Source organism: Bacillus sp. PK6-025 (genome assembly GCF_056530265.1).
In genome coordinates this window covers 311400-334631 of sequence record NZ_CP096509.1, presented here as the reverse complement: position 1 = coordinate 334631, position 23232 = coordinate 311400, and the positions used below count along the sequence as shown (strand labels likewise).

Below are 23232 nucleotides of genomic sequence, written 5' to 3'. Positions count from 1 at the left end.
GCCGGTGACAAATGATGCAGCTCAGTGTTCTTGACCAGGTTCCAATATCAAAAGGCTCAGATGCGTATTCAGCCTTGAAGCATTCTGCAGAGCTGGCAGAGCTCGCGGATCAATGGGGGTACAAAAGGTATTGGTTTGCCGAGCATCACAGCACACGCGGACTTGCCAGTACCGCTCCCGAAATCATGATCGCACACATTGCGGCAAAAACTGCAAATATTCGCGTCGGTTCGGGCGGTGTTCTGCTTCCTCAATACAGTCCCTTTAAAGTGGCTGAAAGCTTTCGGCAGCTTGAAGCCCTTTATCCCGGGAGGATTGACCTGGGGATCGGCCGCTCTCCGGGAGGCACAGCCAAAACGAGGCTGGCGCTGACAGACGGGGTTCATAAAAGCCTGGACGAATTCCCGAGACAGCTTCAAGACTTGTTGGGCTTTTTGACTGATTCCGTCCCTTCCGGACACGATTATTTCGGAATCAAAGCGGCCCCTTTGACAGATTCGCCGCCGGAGGTGTGGCTTTTAGGGCTTGGAGAAAACAGCGCGAAATTGGCCGGTGACATGGGAGCGGGATACGTATTCGGACATTTCATCAATTCCGCAAGAGGGAGGAACGCCTTTCAATTATATCGGGAAAGCTTTCGGCCTTCTCCTTTCTTTAAGCGCCCCCAATCTTTAGCCGCCGTTTTCGTCGTTTGTGCGGAATCCGATGAAAAAGCTGAGGAGCTTTGCTTGAGCCAGGATTTATGGCTTCTAAGAGTTGAAAAAGGATTGGACAGTCTTGTCCCAAGCATTGAGGAGGCAAAATCTGCCACTTACACCGCTGCCGATAAAAAAAAGCTTGCCCACAACCGCAGCCGTATGGTGATCGGGTCTCCTCGAACGGTCAAAAGAAAACTGCTCGAGCTCTCTGACCGGTATCAAACAGATGAGTTTATGGTTTTGACGAACGTTTACCGGTTTGAAGATAAGAAGCAGTCTTACGAAAGACTTGCAGAGTTATTTTGACCAAAAAACATCCCTTTTCAAAATCCGTTGAAAAGGGATGTTTTTATTAAAACGTATTATAGACATTCTCACACTCTTCCGCTGTCGGCTCATAAAAACAATGCGCTTTAAAGCGGCCGACATGCGGCTGATTATACCACTGTGCGGGACACGCCCCTGCCGGTCTGAAATACCACAAACTGAACTTTGCCGGCCAGAGCCGCTCTCCGTTGATCGCCCTGCGCGCCAAGCGCCTTTCGCTTTCCCGTGCCCTTTGATAGAAATAACCGTGCGTCACGGCTTCAAACGCATGCGGCTGATGGATCATCTGCGGAATGGTGCGAAGTCCCACAAAGTCGGAACAGTTTGCCCTGATGCGGTTGATTCCGACATTTCCGACCATCAGCATTCCTTGCACGCCTTCGCCTTCAGCCTCCGCTCTCAAAAGTCTGGCCAAAAGATTGATATCTTTAGAAGAAGCCTTAACTACTGCCATATTAGTCACCCCCATGATGTCGTCACCTTTATCATATTCTGTTTCATTTAGGTGATGACGATTTCGGGATTTATCTTTGACATTCCCCTTGAAAGAAAGCTATTCTTCTATTATCAGAACCCGAGAAAAAACAAAGGGGAGCGGAGGGATCGGATTGTCAGTATTGAAAAGCCCTGAATGGGTATACAAACGATTAAGGGAAAATCCGGACCAAACGGTTATTGTCGATGTGAGGTTTCATTTGACAAAACCGGACGAAGGCCGGAAAACGTATACGAAAAGCCATGTGCCGAGAGCCGTTTACATTGATTTAAAAGAGGATCTGTCGCGTAATGCGGAAGTGCACGGCGGCAGACATCCGCTTCAAGACCCTGACCGTCTGGCCGCAAAGCTTGGGAAAATCGGCATTGACCGGGAAACAGATGTCATTGTTTATGATGACAGCGGCGGCATGTTTGCAGCGCGCTTTTGGTGGCAGCTTCACTACCTCGGGCATGACAGCGTCTATATTATGGATGGGGGTCTGTCCAACTGGATCAAATCGGGCTATGCGATGACCGCCGAGGTTCCCCGTCCTATCCAGCGCGAGTTTAAGCCGGCGCTCAGAGAAAACGAACTCCTTGATGCCGGAGACGTGCTGAAGCGAATCGGCAGAAAAAACTCCATCCTGATTGATGCGCGTGATCCTTCTCGATACACAGGGGAAAACGAGCCACTCGATCACCGGGCCGGCCATATTCCCGGAGCCAAAAACTTTTTTTGGAAAGGCAATCTGACCGAAAGCGGATTATGGAAAAGCAAAGAACAACTCAGACAGCACTATGCTGTTTTAGACCCGGACAGTGAAATTGTCGTCTATTGCGGATCGGGCGTATCAGCCTGCCCAAATGTGCTCGGCCTGAAAGAAGCCGGATTTGAAAATGTGAAGCTGTATGCCGGCAGCTGGAGCGATTGGATCAGCTACCCCGACCATCCGATCTCCACTGGGACAGAGGACGACACCTGATCTTACAAGAGACGGCGGCCGGGGGCCTTTGTGCCTTAGCCAGCCGCCGTTTATTACATGTTTTTGCTCATAAACGCCTTTCCGTCATGGGCATCGATAAAGTACGGGTAGACCGGCCGGTAAATAAGCCTGTAGAAGTCATCCTTTTCCCGACTGTAATCCCTTTCCCATTGCAGCTTCACATCAAATGCCGCTGCAAAAACCGCTTTCGCTTCTTCCTCTGAAATAGATGGCGAAGGACTCAGATCGGCCAGCGCTTCCGGCTCGATTTCCGGACCGTTATAACCGACGACCCTGCCGGTTGTCCGACTGATACTGATATTGGCAGAGCCAAGCCTTAACGGCACCTCTTTGTATTGAAGATCAAATTGAAAAAAAGCGTTTTGCCTGTCCCCGTCATTTTCCGCCGGATGCATTCGAAAAAGCTGATCTGCGCCGGGATAAAGCTTGTACAAAAATTGCAGCGCCCGTTTCAAGCAGTCTTCCACGCTCAAGGAAAGGTGTCCTTCTGATTTGATGAAAGAAGCTACCCCTTTGAGCTTCCCTGACTTTTTATCTTTCATGATTTTCAACGTATTTTTGTTCCATGTTTCGAAATAGCCGGCTATACTCCGGTCTCTCGGCTCAGGTTCGTTTCCCAGGCGCCATACCGTTCCAATTGACTCTCCCATATCGGTTTCACGGATTTTCCGCATCGAAGGAGTATAGCCGATCATGTCATCGATATCAGCATGACGGTCAGCCTCAGGCAGCAAAGGGAGCGGCAATGTTTCCTCCTCTTCCTCTTCATCCGCCGCAGGCTTCATATGGCATTTTCCCGTGATATCGGCAGGATAGCTGAAAAACGGCAAGTCTGCTTCGTAAATGAGATGCGGGCGATCATCTCCCCCTTCATAAAGCTCACTGCGGACTTTTTCGACCGCCAATTCGAATTGAATATGTTTAAGATAATCGGCTGTCACCGATTCCTTATCAGCGATCTGCTTTGGAATGGAGAAAGAGCTTGTTCCACCGTTATAGCGAAACTCCATCACCTCTCCGTTCTTGGCGACCTTGACGTAAAAGCCTGTTTGCGGCAGCGGAAGATCAAGGACAGTCTGAACATACGTAAAACGGACGAATTGTTCTGTTTCCTTCTTTTCATGGTAAACAAATTCATGAGACGCACTCGGGTAATGCTGTTCTGTAAACTGAAGGGCGATTTTCAGCAGCCTTTCCTCTGGAAGAGATTCCTCGACCGCCGGTTCATACTCTTTTGTCAAACTGATTAAGCGGCCGTGATGATCTAACTCTACCGATATGTCCTGATCCGGCTCTTCAATATCCTTCCAGACGAAAAAAACCGGCCTCTCTTTTTCGTCCTTTTCTCCGTAATCTTCGATCATGAGCTGATAATGTGAGGGAACCTTACTGATGGACTGCGCTTTTTGTTTTAACTGTTCACGAACCAAATCCTGTCTACCTCTCTTTCATTTTCGTCTCCTTATGTATACGAAATATACCATTAATCGTTTCATGAAAATTGAGATAATTGGATTTAAATGGTGAACTTAAATGGCGATTTTAACCTTATGCTAAAATATCTCATTCCTTTTGGTACGCCTTCCATCTCAAAAATGCCTTTGCGGATCAGCTCTAAAATGCGGTACTCGATGAATTCATCTCCGATGTTCTCCTTCAGATGGCCAATGACTTCGCCGATCAGGCGGGGACAGTTGATAAAGGTATTGGTTGAACGGTTTTTTTGAAGCTGTGCGAGCTTGCCGATGATGAACGAATCATAAAAGTCTTCTTTCACGCTTTTAATTCTGCCGTCTTCCCATACTCGCAACACGCTTGTCTGCTGAGACAGCGCTGTCCATTCCTCCGCAAGGCCCCGTCTTTCAGCGGCTGTCAAAGCCGACTGATCCCCTTGTTCATAAATGAATCTCAGTTTTTCATCATTCAATTCACCAGAACTTCGGGTATAGGGAAAGTACTTCGACGTATTCAGATGGAAAACAGCCAGGTTCATTTGCCGAAGGATATGATGTACAAATCTCAGGCCCGTTTGTTCGTGTGCATGATCGCCCGTCCACATAAAGACGGAGGCTTGCTCCTGAATACGGCTTAATGCAGAAACCGCATCTTCAAAACGGCTGTATATCTCTCCAAGCTCGTGAAATCGGTCATTGAGATATGTTTTCAACCATTCATAACGATTGACCCTGCCTTCTTTAATTTCCAGGTTTTGAAGCGGCCCGATGGAAAATAATTCAGGAATGACGATCAGACTCTTTTCCTGGGTTCCTCCCGACTGTTTGAGCATCATGTTAATACTGCCGCCGGCAGATTCGCCGAAGGCAATGTGAACGACATTGTTTTGCATTATAATCTCCTTGTTAGTTAAGTTGTAATAGCATTAAAGCTATTAAACTCATCTTTTTAACTATTATATACAAAAACAGGATATAAAAGGTGACGCAATAAAAAACCCCCCATTCCGCCATTCGAAAAAGGCAGAACGGGAGCTGAAAAATGCACTTGCTATTCCAGCTGTGACGGGTAAAGCGTCATGCCGCCGTCAACGAACAAAGTCGCGCCCGTTACATAGGCGGCTTCTTTCGACACAAGCCATGCCGCTGCGGAAGCCACTTGTTCAGGCTCGCCAAATTCGTTCATCGGTATCTTTTTCAGCTGTGCCGACTTGTGGCTTCCCTCCAAGTCTTCATTGCTTTCGGTTGCGATCGTTCCCGGCGCGATCGAATTGACGCGGATTCCTTTGTCCGCATAATCAAGGGCAAGCGTTTCTGTCAAAAGCTTCATTCCGCCTTTTGAAGCGGAGTAATGAACATTTTTCGGCCTCGGAATTTGCTGATGAACGCTTGATATATTGAGTATGCTCCCTTTCATGTGGCGGTCCGCCATATATCTTAAGGCTTCCCGTGCGCCGAGAAACGTACCGGTTAAATTAACGTCGATCACTTTCTGCCATTCACCAAGTTCAAGTTCGTGCGGGAGGGCTTCTGCGCCGTTAAATCCTGAATTATTGACCATGACATCAAGTGAGCCGAAATGTTCAACTGCTGATTTAATCAGCTTTTTTATATCCTCTTCAGAAGACACGTCAGCTTCTACCGCAAGGGCGTTTCCGCCCGCTGCTTGAATATTGTCGACGGCTTCCCGTGCGCCTCCGGGATCGCTGTGATAATTGACAACCACATTCATCTTTTCTTTTCCAAACCGTTCTGCAACCGCCTTGCCTATACCTTTTGAAGAACCGGTCACAATTGCTGTTTTTCCTTTTAAATCACTGTACAACTTAAACCCCCCTCAATTTCTTTTCTTCATGTACATTACCCGGTATCAATATGATCAAACAAAATGTTAATACATGCCTCTAGTATGATCTTTTTTGAACATATGGAAAATTCAGAATTATTTTGTTAATATCTAACTTGAACTTACAACAAAATAAGGAAGTGATACGATTTGGTTAGTAAAAAGAGTGTTAAACGAGGTTTGATCACAGGTCTCATTGGTATTTCTATTTATTCTTTAGGTATCCACCCGGCCCAAGCCGCACCATCGCCTCATTCTCCTGTTTCAAGCGATCCTTCATACAAAGCGGAAACATCGGTTACCTATGATCCAAACATGAAAAGCGATCAATACGGCTCGTATTCAAAGGCATTTACAGGCACCGGCAAAGTGAATGAAACAAAGGAAAAAACGGCAAAAGAGTCCTCCGCCAAAGCTCCTTACAGCATTAAATCGGTGATTGGTTCTGATGATCGGACAAGGGTGACCAACACAAGCGCATATCCGTACAGAGCGATCGTTCATATTTCAAGCAGCATCGGTTCGTGCACCGGATGGATGATCGGTCCGAAAACCGTCGCAACAGCCGGACATTGCATCTATGACACATCAAGCGGTTCATTTGCCGGGACAGCTACTGTTTCGCCGGGACGGAACGGGACAAGCTACCCTTACGGCTCTGTTAAATCGACGCGCTACTTTATTCCGTCAGGATGGAGAAGCGGTAACACCAATTACGATTACGGTGCAATCGAACTAAGCGAACCAATCGGCAATACTGTCGGATACTTCGGATACTCGTACACCACTTCATCACTTGTCGGGACAACTGTTACTATCAGCGGTTATCCAGGCGATAAAACAACAGGCACACAATGGCAGCATTCAGGACCGATTGCCATCTCCGAAACGTATAAATTGCAGTATGCAATGGACACGTACGGAGGCCAGAGCGGTTCACCGGTATTCGAACAAAGCAGTTCAAGAACGAACTGCAGCGGTCCATGCTCGCTTGCCGTCCACACAAATGGAGTATACGGCGGCTCTTCGTACAACAGAGGCACCCGGATTACAAAAGAAGTGTTTGACAATTTGAGCAACTGGAAAAACAGCGCCCAATAACACACGAAGACAGCCCGCTTCCTTTTGGAACGGGCTGTTATATCTAACGGCTGCACACTTACTTCACATTAAGCCTGTACTTTTTTCCATCTATTGATATCGTGAAATTTGAAGGGCCGCTGATCGGCAAATAATAAACAAGCTGAAACTCCGCCGCCTCACCAGGTTTAATCGTTTTCCAGCTTGATAGAGTCACTCCGATGCGGTGGAAATCTCCCGTCAGTCCGCCAATGTTCGGTCCCGTATGCCCTTTAGCAATCACTTCAACTTGATCGCCGCTCCAGCTTCCAAACCGAGGGGAAGTGGATGTCGGCACATCAAATTCGATAACAGAACCTCCCGTAATCGTGACATCGCTGTTATTGATCAGCTTCATTACCGGGTGGATCGGGTAATTTTGATCTCCTAATGGAAAGTTCGTCAGCTCTATGTCTACATCCAATGATTCATCAGGAAAAGGCGATGTGCTGAGCCGGTTATCGTATGGTGTTGTATCCGAGAATTTGTGATACAGCGTGCTCGTTAAAGTATTGCCAATATCGTATTCTCCTTTATTGCCGTTTCGTTCGGGATACCAGTCATAATCACCGCTCAAATCCCAAAACATGACACCCCCGATTCCTTTATCAACGACATAATCCGCCTTCGTTTTGATCGATTCCTCATCCTCTGTCGATAGAAACACTTTCTTTTCTGAATTCCAAAGCCAAGGCGCTGCCAGCCCCGCGTCATAATGCCTTTGATAAGCGCCTGTCAAATCAGCCTTGCTCAATCCATACCTTTCCAGATAAGAACCGGCAATGCCCTTTTCAAGGTTTTTGGCGTGCCACATCGGGTTTGCCCCTGCTCCAATTTCATTCCCCTGCTCATCTTTATCGTGCCAAATATTATCGATTCCGGTTGCTCCGTCACCGCATTGCCTGAGTCCCTGAGGACAATCTGCGCTTTTGGATGTTCCCCACAGCCCGTTTACTCCGCCGTTCACATTCTTCCAGCCTCTCGTATAATAAGGAACACCGATATTGATTCGCCCCGATTCCATAGCTCCTCTAAAATAATGGTAAGCCCAGTCCGTATTTAAATATCCGATCCCTTCATATTCCGGCGTAGTATATATGTTGGAATGCTTGAGTTCGGCATCTTCGCCGTTATCGAATAAAGAAGCGTTCGGTCCGACAAACTCATTCCAGGCTCCATGAAGATCATAGGACATAATATTGACATAATCGACATATCGAAGCGGCTTAAACGTTTCCATCCCTCTCAGTAAATATGCCGATGATGGCGCTGCAATGGTCAGCATGTAGTACTTTCCATCTTCAGCGGACGCTTGATCAAGCTTTTCTCTTAATATTTTCATCAATGCCTCAAAGCTTTTATTTAACCCGTTGCGCCGCGGATTGGCGATGTTCCAATCTGCAGGATTTCCTGCATCCTGCATTGATGTAGGGTACTCATAATCAATATCGATTCCATCGATCTCGTATTTTCTGAGAAACGCAACGACCGACTCCGCAAAGGTGTGAATACCCTTGTGGTTTACAGATCCGTCTCCATTCGTTGTCATCGAATAAAAGCCGCCGCTTGGAATCCGCTTCCCGTCCCTGTCAACATAACCGCCGGTTTCGGCCCAACCGCCGACAGCCGCCAAAACTTTTACATTCGGGTATTTCTCTTTATATTGATGGATAAGGTTAAAATGCCCCTTATACGGCAAGGTTTGATCCATTTTTACATCGGAATGCTCCGGCCAGGTCATCCCGATGGACGGGTTGTTCTCATCCGTCTCATCTCCGACTGAAATCCGATGATCTTCCCCGATGTGGGCAAACGCATAATTAATGTGGCTCAAGTACTTCCAGGGGATATCATTTACTAAATAACGATCTTGATTGCCTTTTCCAGTACGCCAGCTTGTAAAGTACCCGATGATTCTCCGGTCTAACTGATTGGCAAGCTTTTCACGGCCGTCCCGGTCGTATACATCGCAGTACGGCACATGTTCAACGCCTGAGTCCCAAAGCCCTTCCGGACGGCAGTCCGGTTGTTCATTTGAAGTCTCTGCAGAAATGTGCCGGTTCGGGATAAAAAGCGCAAGGAGCAGCACACAGGATAAAATAGATGAAGCGGCTATCTTCATGTTTATTCAGACTCCTTTGTCCATAAAGAGAGACGTGAGAAGCTTTTTCCCAAATCTCTCTTTATCGTTTTCTATCCATTTGACTTTCTGTTATTCGCAGCCTCCGACCAGCCGCCATACGCCCCATTCACCGGATTGATCCGGCCGGTCGCCTTTCGTCCACCATTTCGCTTCATACACTTTTCCGTTAAATGCAACCCGCTCTCCGCCCGTGTATGCGTTCGTCTCTTTCCATTCGTCATATGAACATGCCTGGTCAGAATTCGTCGTGACCTTTACTGTTGGTCCGGTATGGAGCTCTCCATCGGCATCCTTTGCTGAAACTGTAAATGAGTAGGCCGTACCCGGCTTCAAGTTGCCGATTTCCGCTGATGTTTCTTTTACAGATATCGACCGGCTTTCAAATGACACGACATATTCCGTAATGTTTGCTCCGCTGCTCGGCGCATCCCACGCCAGGCTGACACTTGTAGCAGTTTTTCCGGTTACACGCACATTCACAGGTGCCGATGAAGGCGGCTCCGGATTGCCTCCGTCCGGTGCAAAATCTAAATCGGCTGCCAATTTATTGAGAAGCGTCCGATTGGAATCGCCGCTGAAATCCCAGAACATCGCTCCGCTTAATCCGTTTGCTTTAATAAAATCCGTTTTGTGGCCGAATGATTGTTCATCATCATAAGTGATGAAATTGCCATTTTCCGCGTTATACAAAAACGGCACTTTCGCTTGATCGTTCCAATACCTTTTATAGCCGTTTTGATTTACATAATTCTTTTCAAGATCTGAAAAGTCGAATACTCCATTTTCCCATGTCCCTTCTTTCGCCGGTCCGCACTTCTGATATTCTCCGTGGCCGCCGGACTCACAACCGCTCCAGCCCCTTCCGTAGAACGGTGTTCCAAGCACTAATTTGTCCCCCTTAACACCGGCTTCCTTATAGCGCTTCACAGTGTTTTCAATGTTGTAGGTCTCAGCATTTGGAACGCCTGCTTCTTTTGCTTTTGGATCATAGAACAGCGGCGCATTATGGGCGCTTATGCTTTGCCATCCGCCATTAAAGTCATAGGTCATGATGTTAATCCAATCCACGGTTTGAGCAATTTTATCAAGCTCAGTGTTGCTCACATACTCCGGACTTGCGCCGGATGCGATCGTCAGCAAGTATTCCTTGCCGTCCTTTGCTTCTGCAGCATCAAGTTTTTTACGCACCTCTTGCAGGAGCAGCGTGTAATTTCTTTTATCTTCCGGCCGTGTACTATTCCCCGGCAATCCTCCGCTGACCGGGTATTCCCAGTCAAGATCGACCCCGTCAAACCCGTATTTCCTTAAAAATTCAACGGCCGAAGCGGCGAAATTCCCCCTTGCCACAGGATCTGCCGCGACATCTGAAAAGCGGTTAGACCAAGTCCATCCGCCGACCGATATGAACGTTTTCAAATGAGGGTGGCTCTTTTTCAGCTTCAGCAATTGTTTAAAGTTGCCGCGGATCGGTTCATCCCAGACATCCCCGGGATTTGACTTTTGTGCGTCAATCCAGGGATCGCCCATTACGATTGTTCCATTTGGCGCGTCGATCACTCCGTTTTCATCCTGACATGACCATGTTTGGGGATTGGGGCCTGTCGGATCGGGGTTCCCGTGCCTCCCTTCCCAGCAAATATCAGCAAAAGCATAATTAATGTGGCTGACTTTTGAAACGTCCATATCCCAAACTTGAAAATTCCTTCCGTAAGCACCCCATGATGGATAGTAGCCGATGATTTTATAGTTTTTTCCGGAATCGGCCTTTGCAACTTCCCCATTTACAAATGACAAGCTCAGCAACATGACAAAAATGAAAGAAAAAACGAAAAACTTTTTGCTTTTGTTGACCAACACGATGTTCATCTCCTTTTCATCCAATTTTTTTGACAAACTATGAAACTAGAAATCTCCTATTCCTCACCGCCTTTTTTGTTTGTTTTATATTTTCCTTGTCATCTAATAGCTGCAGCTGCACAGAAGCCAACAAGGGAAAACGCTTACATAAATGAGATTGACATCATGATTTCATTAAAATTTCGGGTGTGTTCGTTTGGTAAAGCTGGTTGTGCTGAGGGTGAAACACGTATAGATGTCTATACATTTGCGTATAAAAGAAGACTTTTTAATGGCGAAGGGTTGCTGAATTTGTTATGACAAATCTATATTAATCAGAATTTTCTGAACTGTCAACTTGAAGACATTGACTACACAACCGCCGCTTTCTACTCCATTTAAGGAATAGAAGCGGCGCCTCTAGCCTCTTCATAGACTAGCGTAAGACGTAAGACGAATATCCGGACATTGTTGCAAAGCCGATTTAAGAGAAGGTTCCGTCAGCAGTGAAAGTTCATATACCCGAGGATAATGGAAAGACGATTTTTCAAGCAGACATTTATCGACGTAAGCCGGATGGCACATCACTTCAATCACTGCTGCGTCTTGATAATCACGAAGGATGCTCGAAAGATCCTTCAATCGATCGACTTTCAGCTCAAAAGCATCGTTCGACCTTACACCCTTCCACAGTGAAGGATGATCATGATTGACCTTTCTGCATGGCAGGTCATACTCTTTCGCAAGCTTTACAAACACCTCAGGGAGATTTCCGTATGTATGAATATGATGATGGCTGTCGATATGTGTCGGATTTAAACCGAAAGACAAAGCTTTCTCTATTTGCGCTTTCCACTCTCGGTATACTTCATCAAGGTCAATGTCGAAGAAACCCTGGTAGTACAAAAGCTTGCGAAAATTCCCTTCTTCATCCGTTATCGTATGCAGTCCGCCGAGAATCGGGCGCCCGGCCGTCAATATCAAGTGGACGCCGACTCCGAGTTCACGATTTTGCCGTGCCAGTTCGACGGCATGCTCCGCTTCTTGCATATTGACCATGAGCGTAGTCGATGTGAGCACCCCGTGCTGGAAAGCTTCAATGATTCCAAGGTTGACTCCCCTTGAAAATCCAAAATCATCCGCATTTATGATTAGAGATTTCACCTTTCATTCCCCCTTTGTTCATAATCACGTTCAATGAAGAACTCAACACGGTCACCGCGAAAATAGGCCATAGAATACTCGACGACTTCTTCCGACGCCAAAAATGTTTGCGTCGATATCTGGAAGCAAGGTGTGCCTTGTGTAATATTTAAATGTTGTGCAATCTCCTCATCAGAAATCACAATTTTGATTTGTTCCTCTGTTCTTTTTATGTTGTTTCCTTGCCTGCTGATGCACTGGTAAAGTGAAATATTCGCCATTTCTTCCGTTACTTCGGGGACGAGATCCGTTCTGATATAGGCTGTTTCAAACTGGATTTCTTCATCGTCCGCATAGCGGATTCTTTTGATTTGATAGACCATTTGTTCAGCGTCGATTCCGAGGAGGGTTTGGATTTTTTCAGACGGCTTTATTTTTTGCAAATCAACAACTTTGATTTTCGGTTTAAAGCCTTGAGCCTTCAATTGCTCTGCATAACGGAGGCTGCTGGAGCTCAAGATCTGCTTTACTTTTCCTTTGGCGACAAATGTCCCTTTTCCCTGCTTTCGGTAAATGGCCCCTTCCATAAGCAAATGATTCAGCGCGGTCCGCAGCGTCGTCCGGCTGACATCATACAGTTTGCAAAACTCGGACTCCGTCGGCAGCAGGCTGCCAGGCGGATAATAACCGCTTTCAATCTTATCTACAATATCTTGTTTAATTTGACTGTGGAGCTGTGGTTGTTTCGCCATACATGTTCTCCTTTGGGGTGTGTTCGTAATTATAGAATAACACAAAAGGTTCCTAAAAAAAACAATTTGTCATAACAAATATGTATGGACAAATTTGTTATGACATGTTAAGTTTCAATTGTGTGAAGCGCTTTCATATAAAGAGAATGAAGGAGGGGGATTATGGCACTGAAAGTAGTTGTTATAGGCGGAGGGTCCAGCTACACACCGGAAATTATTGAAGGCATCATCAAACGGCAACATCAATTTCCGGTGAATGAGATTGCACTTGTTGATATCGAGGAGGGCAAAGAAAAACTTCGCATCGTCTCAGAACTCGCGAAGCGAATGATCAGGCATGCGGGGGTTCCCATCGAACTGAGCCATACAATAGATCGGGCAGAAGCGTTGCAAGGTGCCGATTTCGTCACGGTTCAAATCAGAGTCGGCGGACTGAAGGCGAGAGCTTTAGACGAAAAAATTCCGCTCAGCCACGGCCTAATCGGGCAGGAAACAAACGGAGCCGGCGGTATGTTTAAAGCTTTCCGCACAATTCCTGTCATGCTGGATATCGCTCGCGATATCCAAAAGATTTGTCCCGAAGCATGGCTGATCAACTTTACCAATCCGGCCGGCATCGTAACGGAAGCTTTGCTGAAGCACGGACCTCATCAAAAGGTCGTCGGGGTATGCAATATTCCTTACAACATGAAAAATAGCATTGCAGAAATATTCGGCGTGGATGTGAACCGCGTCATGATTGAATTCGCAGGCCTCAACCATTTTGTTTTCGGAAAAAGGGTATGGATCGACGGCATCGACCGGACGGAAGAGACGATTGAGCATCTGTTGAATGATCACCTCGGCTACTCGCCCTCCAATATTGCGGCGTTGCCGTGGAATCGCCAATTTCTGCGGTCTTTACGTATGCTTCCGAGCCCGTACCATCAGTACTATTATCAACATGAAGATGCGCTCGCAAAAGATATCGAAGCGTACAATAACAACGGAACACGAGCGGAAACCGTCATGGAAGTGGAGCGGCAGCTGTTTGAGAAATACAAAGACGCCGAGATCCATGAGAAGCCTAAAGAACTGGAAGGCCGCGGCGGGGCTTACTATAGTGAATCAGCCTGCTCATTAATGAACTCGCTTTATCATCATTCAATGGATATTCAGACCGTGAACACACTGAATAAAGGAAGCATACCAGACCTTCCCGATGATGCGGTGATCGAAGTCAACAGTGTCATTACAAAAAGCGGACCGATTCCTCTGACCGTCGGAAAACTGCCTGCTGCCATTTGCGGGCCGATCTGCCTGATGAAAAAATTTGAACAATTAGTGATTGAAGCTGCGGTCACCGGCGACTACAATACGGCATATTCAGCCATGATCACCAATCCGTTGGTCTCCTCTGATCACAAAGCTCAAAAGGTACTGGATGAAATGCTCGAGGCGCATAAACGTTACCTCCCGCAATTTTTTGAGGAGGTCTGTGAACATGAAACAAAATAAAATGATGGCATTCATCGAAGCAAACATCATGCCGATCGCCGGAAAGATCGGTTCCCAAAGACACCTGATTGCAATACGCGACGGATTCATCGCCATTATGCCTCTTATTATCATCGGTTCCCTCGCCATCCTGGTTAATAATTTTCCAATACCGGCGTTTCAAAACTTTATGACCGGCCTGTTCGGAGAGGGATGGACTGCTGTCGGCGGGGCGATATGGAATGGCTCTTTTGCTCTGTTGAGCCTTTTAGCCGTTGCGGCTGTCAGCTTTAAGCTGGCCGAGTCCTATCACACAGATGGCCTGTCTGCCGCATTAATCGGGATTGGCGCATTCGCCGTGCTTACGCCGACCACTGAAGACTTTGGCTTTTCAATGACTTGGCTGGGAGCACAAGGCCTGTTCGTCGGCTTAATCGTGGCTTTGCTGTCGACGGAAGTCTTCCGGCTGTTTTCACAAAATGAGAAATGGAAAATAAAAATGCCTGAAGGAGTGCCTGACGGCGTCACAAAATCCTTGAATGCTCTATTGCCGGCTGCCGTCATCTTATCCACTGCCGGGCTATGTAATGCTCTGATTGTTCATTATTCGGGACAAAGCATCCATGAGCTTGTTTTCAGCACGATTCAAGAGCCGCTTCAAGGTCTTTCCAACACGGTTGGGTCAGCCTTGATTTTCACTTTCTTGAATCATTTGCTCTGGTTCTTTGGATTGCATGGAACAAATATCCTCGGGCCGATCATGGAATCCGTCTACCTCCCGCTCATTCAGGAAAATCAACACTTATTCTCGCAAGGAATGAGCGCTTTTGAAGTGCCTTATATTGTGACAAAGCCTTTCTTCGATTCTTACGTATTTATGGGGGGATCGGGAACGACATTGGCTCTGCTTGCCGGCATTTTAATTGCCGTGAAATCGAAGCACTACAAAACGATCGGGAAGGTGTCTCTCGCACCCGGCCTTTTTAACATCAATGAGCCCGTTCTGTTCGGACTTCCTATTGTATTAAACCCGATCATGTTCATTCCGTTTATCTTGATTCCATTAATTTTAACGATTACGTCATATGTCGCTTTGGCTTCCGGTCTCGTCCCGAAAACTGTCGCGATCCTTCCGTGGACAACGCCGCCGATTGTCAGCGGGTATCTCGTCACCGGAGGATCAGTCCGGGGAGTCTTATTGCAAATCTTCAACCTGGTGCTGGCCACCCTGCTCTACCTCCCGTTTATAAAAGCAGCAGAACGTTCCGCCTTGCACCAGACAGAAAACGAATAAGTAAGGAGTGAATGTTATGGCAGATACACTACAATTGGAACAGGTCTCATTTGAAATCATTCTTCACGCCGGAAATGCGCGTTCTTCTGCAATGGAAGCATTGCAGCTTGTGAAACAACACGAATGGGAAACCGGATATCAAAAAATACAAGAAGCAGAATCGGAGCTGAGCCAAGCTCATCAGGCGCAAACCCGCCTTCTGCAAAAAGAAGCACAAGGCGAAGGCCTTTCACCCAATCTATTATTAATCCATGCGCAGGACCATTTAATGACAGCCATGACTGTAAAAGATTTGGCGAAAGAATTGATTCATTTATATCAAGAGCTTCAGAAAGGAAGGGAAAAATGAAGATCGCACTTGTATGTTCAGCCGGAATGTCTACGAGTATACTGGTCAAAAAAATGAGGGAAGAAGCGAAAAACCGTTCATTGAAGGCCGAAATTAATGCATATGCGGAGGCAGATTTGCCAAGTCATCTGGATGAAATTGATGTGATACTGATTGGTCCGCAGGTCCGGTATTTAAAAGGGCAAATGACAGAGCGTACCGAGCCTTATCATACGCCCGTGGCCGTCATTGATCAAATGGCTTATGGAATGATGGACGGAGCAAAAGTGCTGAATCAGGCAATCAGCCTTGCAACCTGATGCCTCCTGCAAAGAACCGCGTTTTCTTTGAAAACGGGTTCTTTTTTTTTGAAGTTTAAAAGAATGATTTTTTGAAAGCGTTTGTTTTTGTATAATAATTGGTAAAGGATGTGATCATACATGATTTCCTCACAAGTGAAATCCCAGTTGATTGAAATTGTCGGCTCTGTCAATTATGACGATTCGAACGCCGGACGGCTCGTCTATTCTTATGATGCGACACCCCAGTTTCAATCGATGCCTGACGCGGTCATAGCCCCGCGCAGCACAGAAGAAGTATCGCAAATCGTGAAAATCTGCAACACGCACCGCATTCCGATTGTGCCGAGAGGTTCAGGTACAAACCTTTGCGCCGGCACATGCCCGACTGAAGGAGGAATTGTCCTCCTGTTTAAGCATATGAATCGAATTTTAGAAATCGATGAAGAAAACTTAACGATAACCGTTCAGCCCGGCGTGATCACGCTTGATTTAATTCACGCCGCTGAAGAAAAGGGATTATTTTATCCGCCCGATCCGAGCTCGATGAAGATCTCGACAATCGGCGGCAACATCAATGAAAACTCGGGCGGCCTCCGCGGGCTGAAATACGGAGTGACACGCGATTATGTCATGGCGCTTGAAGTCGTTCTCGCAAACGGGGATATCATCCGCACTGGCGGCAAACTCGCCAAAGACGTTGCCGGCTATGATTTGACGCGTCTTTTCGTCGGTTCTGAAGGAACGCTCGGCATCATTACTGAAGCAACATTGAAACTCATCCCGGCACCCGAAACAAAAAAAACCGTCCTCGCCCTCTATCAAGATATCGACTCTGCAGCCCAAACGGTTTCAAATATCATCGCACACAAAATCATTCCGACGACGCTCGAATTTCTCGATCAGCCCACGATTCAGGTGATCGAAGACTTCGCGAAAATCGGCCTTCCCGTCCATGCCAAAGCGGTTCTCCTGATCGAACAGGACGGCACCGAGGAAGCAGTCCGCCGTGACATTGCCCTGATTGAAGAGATTTGCACAAAAGGAAATGCTGTGTCCGTTCAAACCGCGCAAACAGAAGCTGAAGCGGAAAATCTTCGGGAGGCCCGCCGCACCGCACTTTCCGCTTTAGCCCGTTTAAAGCCGACGACCATTCTGGAGGATGCCACGGTACCGCGCTCTGAAATTGCCGAAATGGTAAAAGCAATTAATACGATCGCCGAAAAGCACAAAATATCGATTTGTACATTCGGGCACGCAGGCGACGGCAACCTTCATCCGACCTGTACGACAGATGTCAGAAACAGTGAAGAAATGAAACGGGTCGAACAGGCTTTTGAAGACATCTTTAAAAAAGCGGTTGAGCTGGGAGGAACAATCACCGGAGAACATGGGGTCGGCGAAATGAAAGCTCCTTATCTGGAACTGAAGCTGGGCAAAGCGGGAATCGCCGCCATGAAGGCGGTAAAACAGGCGCTGGATCCTAACAGCATCATGAATCCCGGGAAGATATTTGCGAAAGACTCCCGCAAGCGGGTGGTGGTGACAAAATGACGACAGCTAACGAAAGAAAGGTCATTGAACAGCAGTTTAAACAAAGAATGGACGAGGAAGAGCTGCTGAATTGCATGCGCTGCGGCTTTTGTCTGCCGTCATGCCCCACCTATATCGAATCCGGTTTTCAGGAAAGCCATTCACCGCGCGGACGCATCGCGCTCATGAAAGCGGTCGTCGATGGGGCGATTGAGCCTGATGAGGATGTCGAACGGTCACTGGAGCTTTGCCTCGGCTGCCGGGCGTGTGAACCTGTATGTCCTTCAGGCGTAAACTACGGGCGCTTGCTTGAAGAAGCGAGGGATATTATTCAGCAGAACAAAAAACACACCCTTCCGGTTAAAGTGCTTCGCCGCGCGGTATTCAAAGGGCTTTTCCCCCACCAAAACAGAATCAGGGCGCTGACTGGAATACTCGGCGTGTATCAGCGTTCCGGCATGCAAAATGTGATTCGCAAATCGGGCTTACTTCGTCTTTTGCCGGACCATCTCGCGAAAATGGAGGCTGTTTTGCCGAAAGTTCCCGATATGAAACAGCTGAAAAAACGGCCGCACCTGCTCCCTGCGATCGGAGAGAGAAAAAAACGGGCCGCCTTTTTCTCGGGCTGCCTCATGGATACGTTGTTTTTAGATACGAATATGGCAACCATCGAGCTGCTGCGGCTGGCCGGCTGCGAGATCATCATTCCCGAACAGCAGACCTGCTGCGGCGCCCTCCACGGACACAGCGGCGAAAAGTCTGAGGCCATCCTGCTCGCAAAACGAAATATTCAGGCATTCGAGGATTCAAACGCGGACTTTATCGTGACAAATGCAGGGGGATGCGGAGCATTTTTAAAGGAATATGATCATCTCCTGAAAGATGACTCTGAATGGCGGAAACGGGCAGCGGTTTTTACAGGGAAACTGAAAGACTTTTCTTCCGTCCTGTTGGAGCTGAACTTTGATCAGCGATCCCTTGAACTGCCGCAGCAAATCGTCACCTACCAAGATTCGTGCCATTTGCGAAATGTCATGAACACCTCCGCTGAGCCGAGATACCTTATTCGCAGCATCAACGGCATTGAATTCAAGGAAATGAAAAATGCCGAAAGCTGCTGTGGATCAGCCGGTATTTATAACATTGTCGAATCCGAAATGTCGATGAAAATTCTCGATACAAAAATGGAAGCAGCAGCAGCGACCCGGGCCGCTACGATCGTTACAGCTAATCCCGGATGTCTGCTGCAAATGAAGCTCGGCATTGAACGAGCTGGGCTTACAAACCAAGTGAGAGCTGTTCATCTGGCGGATTTATTGCTGGAAGCCGTCCAGGAGTGACTAGGCGGCTCACATTTGGTATATTTCTCGGGAAATAAATCGAAATATGTCTTCTGCTGCTATTTCCGGACAGCAGGAAATTCTCCATTCGGCTGGATGAAGCGCAAACCTGTTACCTGTCCGGAATCGCCGGCTTCGAACCGGACGCTGAAACCCGGCAGGTTTTTGATTTGAAATGTCAACTCACGGTAAGGCTCAAGTTCGTAATCAGGCTGACCGGGCAATGAAACCCAGAGCGTCCGGTTGTTTCTGAAAGACACAACGACATCTGTTCCGTCTTCCAATGCATATTCGCCCGTTAAAGAAGCAAGAAATTCAGGATCGTACAACCGCTGATCCGGCTTCCTGACAAATTCGATTTCTCCAGCGCCTTCCGCCATTTCAAACGGTACGGAAAGGCGGCTGATATGTCCGTGTATATCAGCGCTGAAAGATGAGAGCATCGCCATCTCCGTGAGCGGCATTTTCATCTCGAATATATTGTAATGATAATGCTTCAAAGGCATCACAAACGAATTGAAGAGCGCCTGTAACATACCGTCTTTACACTCTATTTTGATTTCACCGTAGCCGGGGTGCTCGTATACACCTGTGTAGTCCTTCAGGTCATGAGAAGGCTTCGTTCCTTCAATTTTGGTAAGATCCGCGGTTCGATCCACGCCTAAAGCCGCTTTCATTATTTTTTCCGCTTCGCCTTTCAGCCGGCCGTTCCAATCAATCTCTTCCAATCCAAGCAAGCGGTCAAAAATATTGTACGCCAGAACATTTGGGAGAAAGCTGCCGTTCATATTTGTCAAAATGGCAATCCCGATTTTTTCATAAGGCATGAAAGCAACAAGCGATGAAAAACCGTCAATATTTCCGCCATGATGAATCATATGACGGCCACGGTACGGTTCAACAAACCAGCCGAGCCCATAGCTGCAGACAGGGAGTTCCTTCGCTTTAAGAATGGAGTCGCAGGAAATGCAAGGCGTATGCAGCTCATGAAGGCTTCCCTCTGATAGAACACCGCTGAATTTGTCGCTGCCAAGCTGAAGCAGCACCCAATTTGCCATATCCAAGGCATTGGAATTGATCGATCCAGCCGGCCCGATCACATCGATATTGCGAAAAGGAATTTTTTCAACTGTTCCGTTTTTCTCTTGATATGGAAAGGCAAAATCGGAAAGCTTTTGCATAACTTCGACCGAGAAGCTGCTGGATGTCATATGCAAGGGTTTGAAAATCCGCTCATGAACAAACTCCTCCCATGTCGTTCCCGCTATTCTTCCTGCAAGATAACCGGCCGTCATGTACATCAGGTTCTGATACTGCCATTTTGATCGAAAATCCAGATTCGGCTCAAGGTAGCGGAGCCGTCTGAAAAGCTCTTCCCTTGAAAAGGAGGAATTGTACCACATCATTTCGTGTCTTGGGAGGCCCGAACGATGGCACGCCAGATCACGGGGAGTCATCCGTTCGGTTGCCACCGGATCATACATCTTAAACTCCGGGAGGTATTCCCTTACCGGCTTGTCCCATTCCATTTTCCCTTCATCAGCCAAAACCGCCATCGCCGCCGTTGTAAATGCCTTGGAAGCGGAACCGATCGCAAATACCGTTTCCGGGTTCACTTTTAATTTCCGTTCTTTATCCCTGAATCCAAACCCTTCCGCCATGATGATCTCGTCTTCCTTAATGACTGCAACAGCGGCTCCGGGAACGTTCCACTCCTTCATTTTTTCCAGGGCAAATGCCCGAAAGCCTTTTAATTCCTTTATAGGCTGTCTCATTTTACTCTCCTCTCTTGATCTAAGCGTCTTATGCCTGTTCCAGGTGTCCGTATTCCATACGTTTGTTCGCCCGAATGGTTTCATTTAGAGAAAATTTGTATATTTATTCACGAATTCCAAAAGATAGGTATAAGGCTGAAAATGTCTAAAAAACAAGGAGGTTTTGTTCAATGTTTGGATTTATTTGGTCATTGATCATCGGCGGAATTTTAGGCTGGCTGGCCGGCCTCATTATCAGACGTGATGTACCCGGAGGAATCATTGGAAATATTATCGCGGGATTTATCGGTTCATGGCTCGGCTCCATGATTTTGGGACGCTGGGGTCCGATGATCGGCGGATTTAATATCATTCCGGCTCTGATCGGTGCGATCATTTTGATTTTCATCGTCAGTCTTGTCATGAGAAGTATGGGCGGACGAAACCGCAATGCTCAATAATGGATGATTTACGACGGTTTCATTAGAAACCGTCGTTTTTTATTTCATTCTGCTGCCGTCTTTTATATAATTAATTAGAAACACGAAATATTTTCAAGGGGAGGCTGTACATTGGAAAAAGTGGCAGAAAAAAGACCGAAGCGCTCTGAGGTGCCGCAGGAACTGACTTGGAATCTTACTGATTTATTTTCTTCTTATGAAGCTTGGGAAGACGCACTTGTGAAAATTGAGGAAGATCTCGTATCCATCGGCTCATTTAAAGGAAGGCTTCACGAAGGAGCTGACGTGTTGCTCGATTGTTTAATGCTGCAGGAGAAACTGCTAGAGCGCCTAGTCCGGGCCGCCGCCTATACTCACCTCAGAAAGTCCGAAGATTTGACAAACCCCGTCAACCAAGCCGACGCTTCAAGGATGGCCGCACTTCAAGCAAAACTAAACGCCGGGCTTTCATTTATCCAATCGGAAATTCTCGAATTCCCCGAAAATCAAGTGGAGACGTACATAAAAAATGAGAAAGGACTGGAGCCTTTCAGCAAAATGCTGTCCGAGATAATGGAGCGCAAGCCGTATAAGCTTGCTCCCGAAACAGAGGAAGCGTTAGCCGTTTTAGGCGAAGTGCATGATGCACCGTACAAAATTTTCGGGATGGCGAAGCTTGCAGATATGCAATTTTCACCGATTCAGGACCGGAACGGCAATGAGTTGGCCAATTCGTTCGCGTTATATGAAGGAAAATACATGTTCTCTCCTGATACGCATATTCGCAGAACCGCCTTTGCCTCCTTTACAAATACCCTGCAAACATACAAAAATACCATCGCCGCCGTCTATGAAACAGAAGTCAAAAAACAGGTCGGCATGTCAAGGCTTCGCGGATATCAATCCGCCACCGATATGCTTCTTCAGCCGCAAAGCGTCACGCTCGAAATGTACCACAACCAGCTTGATGTGATTAAAAACGAACTTGCACCTCATATGCGCAAGTATGCCGCCTTGAAAAAACGCGTATTAGACCTCGACGACATGCGCTTCTGCGATTTGCAGGCTCCGCTTGATCACGACTTCAGTCCAAAGACGACTTACGAACAGGCCGGCCGGATGATCTTGGACGCTTTACAAGTGATGGGACCCGAGTACGCGGAAGTCATGGAAACCGCATTGACTGAGCGGTGGGTTGATCTCGCTGACAACATCGGCAAATCCACGGGTGCGTTTTGTTCAAGTCCGTACGGAGTGCATCCCTTCATTTTGATGACATGGACGGATACGATGCGGGACGCCTTTACCCTTGCCCATGAACTCGGTCATGCCGGTCATTTCTACTTGGCAAACCGCAAGCAGCGCATCATGAATGTCAGACCGTCTCTATATTTCATCGAAGCGCCTTCTACAATGAACGAAATGCTTCTCGCCCAGCATTTGTTTTCCAAAACAAATGACCCGAAAATGAAGCGCTGGGTCATCAACCAATTGATGGGCACGTATTACCACAATTTCGTCACCCATCTGCTTGAAGGGGAATATCAGCGGAGAGTCTACGAACTCGCCGAACAAGGGTGCGCACTTACCGCTTCCGTACTGTCTGAACAAACCACCGCCGTGCTGTCCGAATTCTGGGGCAGCGGAGTGAAGCTTGATGAAGGGGCAGGTTTAACATGGATGCGTCAGCCGCACTACTACATGGGGTTATACCCTTACACCTATTCAGCCGGGCTGACAGCATCGACGATCGTCTCGCAGCAAATTAAAGAAGAAGGCCGCCCTGCCGTCGAGAGATGGCTGAACGTTTTAAAAACAGGCGGTACAATGAAACCGCTGGACCTGTTGAAACACGCGGGTGTTGACATGTCGACGGATCAACCGATACGCCAGGCAGTTGCGTATGTCGGAACATTGGTTGACGAGCTCGAAAAACTGTATGATCCAAAAGAAGACCGGCCTGATTAAC

20 protein-coding genes are annotated in these 23232 nt (G+C 47.3%); 11 read left to right on the top strand and 9 right to left on the bottom strand.

The window, feature by feature from the left end; translation table 11 throughout:
- Window positions 1-11: 11 nt before the first annotated feature.
- The gene (locus M1D67_RS01825; RefSeq protein ID WP_230631817.1) at window positions 12-1004 is read left to right on the top strand and encodes an LLM class flavin-dependent oxidoreductase; all 993 of its coding nucleotides are present in this window, start codon (window positions 12-14) and stop codon (window positions 1002-1004) included.
- A 46-nt stretch (window positions 1005-1050) separates the two neighbouring features.
- Here M1D67_RS01825 and M1D67_RS01820 read toward each other — a convergent pair whose 3' ends face one another.
- Entirely contained in the window at window positions 1051-1479 is a 429-nt protein-coding gene (locus M1D67_RS01820; protein ID WP_023857795.1) for a cell wall hydrolase, read from the bottom strand.
- A gap of 154 nt (window positions 1480-1633) precedes the next feature.
- Here M1D67_RS01820 and M1D67_RS01815 point away from each other — a divergent pair, with 154 nt between their 5' ends.
- A complete protein-coding gene (locus tag M1D67_RS01815) occupies window positions 1634-2485 on the top strand; it encodes a sulfurtransferase (protein WP_186440101.1) in 852 nt (283 codons plus the stop codon).
- Between the two features lie 53 nt (window positions 2486-2538).
- Here M1D67_RS01815 and M1D67_RS01810 read toward each other — a convergent pair whose 3' ends face one another.
- From M1D67_RS01810 to M1D67_RS01800, 3 genes are all read right to left on the bottom strand, one after another.
- Window positions 2539-3936 (bottom strand): YcdB/YcdC domain-containing protein, encoded by a 1398-nt coding sequence (locus M1D67_RS01810; RefSeq protein WP_025810798.1) that lies wholly within the window; start codon window positions 3934-3936, stop codon window positions 2539-2541.
- Window positions 3937-4022: 86 nt separating this feature from the next.
- Complete coding sequence (locus M1D67_RS01805; RefSeq protein ID WP_025810799.1) at window positions 4023-4853, bottom strand: DUF1835 domain-containing protein; 831 nt, start codon at window positions 4851-4853, stop codon at window positions 4023-4025.
- 158 nt (window positions 4854-5011) lie between these two features.
- Window positions 5012-5785, bottom strand: coding sequence for a glucose 1-dehydrogenase (locus M1D67_RS01800; protein WP_020450052.1), 774 nt, complete (start codon window positions 5783-5785; stop codon window positions 5012-5014).
- 171 nt (window positions 5786-5956) lie between these two features.
- Between M1D67_RS01800 and M1D67_RS01795 the strand changes: the two genes are divergently transcribed.
- Window positions 5957-6907 carry a trypsin-like serine peptidase gene (locus M1D67_RS01795; RefSeq protein ID WP_023857791.1) on the top strand — a complete coding sequence of 317 codons (951 nt, stop codon included), beginning with the start codon at window positions 5957-5959 and terminating at the stop codon, window positions 6905-6907.
- 58 nt (window positions 6908-6965) lie between these two features.
- Here M1D67_RS01795 and M1D67_RS01790 read toward each other — a convergent pair whose 3' ends face one another.
- The 4 genes from M1D67_RS01790 to M1D67_RS01775 all read right to left on the bottom strand — a co-directional run bounded on the left by M1D67_RS01790 (window position 6966) and on the right by M1D67_RS01775 (window position 12799).
- Window positions 6966-9047, bottom strand: a complete 2082-nt coding sequence (locus M1D67_RS01790) for a glycosyl hydrolase family 18 protein (RefSeq protein WP_145929805.1) — start codon at window positions 9045-9047, stop codon at window positions 6966-6968.
- A gap of 90 nt (window positions 9048-9137) precedes the next feature.
- Window positions 9138-10934, bottom strand: a complete 1797-nt coding sequence (locus M1D67_RS01785) for a glycosyl hydrolase family 18 protein (RefSeq protein WP_416377343.1) — start codon at window positions 10932-10934, stop codon at window positions 9138-9140.
- Window positions 10935-11333: 399 nt separating this feature from the next.
- A complete protein-coding gene (gene chbG, locus M1D67_RS01780) occupies window positions 11334-12068 on the bottom strand; it encodes a chitin disaccharide deacetylase (protein ID WP_145929803.1) in 735 nt (244 codons plus the stop codon).
- Window positions 12065-12799 (bottom strand): GntR family transcriptional regulator, encoded by a 735-nt coding sequence (locus M1D67_RS01775; RefSeq protein WP_020450047.1) that lies wholly within the window; start codon window positions 12797-12799, stop codon window positions 12065-12067. The genes chbG and M1D67_RS01775 overlap by 4 nt, the downstream gene beginning before the upstream one ends.
- Window positions 12800-12961: 162 nt before the next feature.
- Between M1D67_RS01775 and M1D67_RS01770 the strand changes: the two genes are divergently transcribed.
- From M1D67_RS01770 to M1D67_RS01745, 6 genes are all read left to right on the top strand, one after another.
- A complete protein-coding gene (locus M1D67_RS01770) occupies window positions 12962-14296 on the top strand; it encodes a 6-phospho-beta-glucosidase (protein WP_026580483.1) in 1335 nt (444 codons plus the stop codon).
- Window positions 14283-15569, top strand: coding sequence for a PTS cellobiose transporter subunit IIC (gene celB, locus M1D67_RS01765; RefSeq protein WP_020450045.1), 1287 nt, complete (start codon window positions 14283-14285; stop codon window positions 15567-15569). The genes M1D67_RS01770 and celB overlap by 14 nt, the downstream gene beginning before the upstream one ends.
- Before the next feature lie 16 nt (window positions 15570-15585).
- Complete coding sequence (locus M1D67_RS01760) at window positions 15586-15918, top strand: PTS lactose/cellobiose transporter subunit IIA (RefSeq protein ID WP_020450044.1); 333 nt, start codon at window positions 15586-15588, stop codon at window positions 15916-15918.
- On the top strand, window positions 15915-16217 hold the full coding sequence (locus M1D67_RS01755) for a PTS sugar transporter subunit IIB (RefSeq protein WP_309539690.1): 303 nt from the start codon (window positions 15915-15917) through the stop codon (window positions 16215-16217). Before M1D67_RS01760 ends, M1D67_RS01755 begins: the two co-directional genes overlap by 4 nt.
- A 120-nt stretch (window positions 16218-16337) precedes the next feature.
- Complete coding sequence (glcD, locus tag M1D67_RS01750; RefSeq protein WP_023857785.1) at window positions 16338-17750, top strand: glycolate oxidase subunit GlcD; 1413 nt, start codon at window positions 16338-16340, stop codon at window positions 17748-17750.
- Window positions 17747-19069: a (Fe-S)-binding protein gene (locus M1D67_RS01745; protein ID WP_023857784.1), complete on the top strand. Its 1323-nt coding sequence runs from the start codon at window positions 17747-17749 to the stop codon at window positions 19067-19069. Before glcD ends, M1D67_RS01745 begins: the two co-directional genes overlap by 4 nt.
- Window positions 19070-19128: 59 nt before the next feature.
- On the opposite strand, the gene M1D67_RS01740 is transcribed toward M1D67_RS01745, so the two are convergent.
- Entirely contained in the window at window positions 19129-20844 is a 1716-nt protein-coding gene (locus M1D67_RS01740) for a serine hydrolase (RefSeq protein WP_216921568.1), read from the bottom strand.
- Window positions 20845-21014: 170 nt separating this feature from the next.
- Here M1D67_RS01740 and M1D67_RS01735 point away from each other — a divergent pair, with 170 nt between their 5' ends.
- Entirely contained in the window at window positions 21015-21284 is a 270-nt protein-coding gene (locus M1D67_RS01735) for a GlsB/YeaQ/YmgE family stress response membrane protein (RefSeq protein WP_017474015.1), read from the top strand.
- A 111-nt stretch (window positions 21285-21395) separates the two neighbouring features.
- Window positions 21396-23231, top strand: coding sequence for an oligoendopeptidase F (gene pepF / locus M1D67_RS01730; RefSeq protein WP_145654080.1), 1836 nt, complete (start codon window positions 21396-21398; stop codon window positions 23229-23231).
- The last annotated feature ends 1 nt before the right edge of the window (window position 23232 follow it).